The organism is Synechococcus sp. H55.2, assembly GCF_047462495.1.
GTDB lineage: Bacteria > Cyanobacteriota > Cyanobacteriia > Thermostichales > Thermostichaceae > Thermostichus.
In genome coordinates this window covers 1-1,433 of record NZ_JANSJH010000188.1, presented here as the reverse complement: position 1 = coordinate 1,433, position 1,433 = coordinate 1, and the positions used below count along the sequence as shown (strand labels likewise).

General features: G+C 51.8%; 1 protein-coding gene. It reads left to right on the top strand.

Translation table 11 applies throughout. The annotated features are described in order from the left end of the window. Positions 1-181: 181 nt before the first annotated feature. Positions 182-1,411: a 2OG-Fe(II) oxygenase gene (locus tag NW844_RS12800; RefSeq protein ID WP_414336198.1), complete on the top strand. Its 1,230-nt coding sequence runs from the start codon at positions 182-184 to the stop codon at positions 1,409-1,411. The last annotated feature ends 22 nt before the right edge of the window (positions 1,412-1,433 follow it).

Sequence of the window (1,433 nt, the reverse complement as noted above, 5' to 3'; positions counted from 1 at the left end):
CGAGCAGAGCACCTGGCCCAAAAGCTGCGGGAACTAGGGGTGAATCCGGGTACATTAGGCTAGAGAGAACGAAACGCCAGGGATCCCTTCCATGCAGTGCCAAGACCTTGCTCAGGAGCTGGCTTCGGAGCTGGAGCAAGTCGGGAGTCTCGCTCAGCTATTAGACTGGGCTCTAGGTCGCATGCCTGAACAGCAGATCTTTTGTCAGATCGGCTGGGAAGACTCAGGAGCTGTGCTAGAGGCAATGGTTCGCCACTCGGAAAAGTTAGCAGTAATTCTACGGGATCCGCTCCAGAATTCTTCTAAAAAATTGCCCAGCACGGAAGATCTCCAAGCCCAGATCCTTCGGCTAGGGTTAGAAGAACGGGTTTTGCTGCTCGAAGGATTCATCCCCGCTCTTCTGGCAGATTTGGGGGAAGGGTTTCCCGATACCCGAATTGGCGTTTGCTTCTGGGCGGAGCTTGTTGACTATCGCACCCATTTGCTCCAGTCTCTGCTTCTGCGGGATTACCTGGCTGAGCCGGCCCTGTACTTGGTCGATCACTGCCGCTACGGATCCCTTGCCCAATCGACCTTAGACTTGATGGGGGTGGATCCCGCTTTTCATCTGCAAAAAGCTTTTCCCAAGCTCAGCCAAGGGATCCATCTCTTGAGCTGGGATCCCCAACACAGAGCTTTAACTGAGCAAGATTTGGCTTACATTCGAGAACTAGCCCCAGGCTTGTTGCTGAATGCCAACCCAGTATCCCTCACGTTTTCCCAGCCGGATCCGCCGGAGCCAGCCCGCTTCTATCCTTGTAAGTACGTTAAGCTGGATAACTTCCTGCCGGCTGAAGTTAATCAAGCCATCTTGCAGCATGCCATCGCTCATCAAGATAAGTTTATCCCTGCGAGAAGCTATAGCCAAAGCAACACTGAGGCTGAGTCTCTCAAGTTTCGCCGCTCTCTACGCCTAGATTATGCTTACTTTCAAGAGTATGGATCCCTGCTGAGGGAGAAGATTGCGGCGGTGGCTCCTCAAATCTTTGTGGAGCTAGGCATCGAGAACTTCGATATCCAAATCTTCGAGATGGAGATGATTGCTAGCTATGATGGCTGCTACTTTACTCCCCATACCGATAATTCCTATCCCCAGACAGCCTTTCGTCAGGTAAGCTGTGTGTACTATTTTCACAAAGAGCCCAAGCCCTACCGAGGGGGTGAGCTGCGTATTTACGATACTCAAAGGCAGAAGCCCCATCCGCCAATTCTCCATGGAACCTATGATGAGGTGATTCCAACTAACAACAGCATCGTCTTCTTCCCTAGCAGTTGCCTGCACGAAATCCTGCCTGTGTTTAGTCCCAGTCAAGCCCTTGCCGATAGCCGCTTCACCATCAACACTTGGTTAGGAACCAAGCAACTTGCCTAAAGGCTCGAATTCAATATGGCCA

What these genes read in the sequence shown, in the direction of transcription:
- NW844_RS12800 (WP_414336198.1), top strand. Translation starts at nt 182, where the DNA reads ATGCCTGAACAGCAGATCTTTTGTCAGATCGGCTGGGAAGACTCAGGA.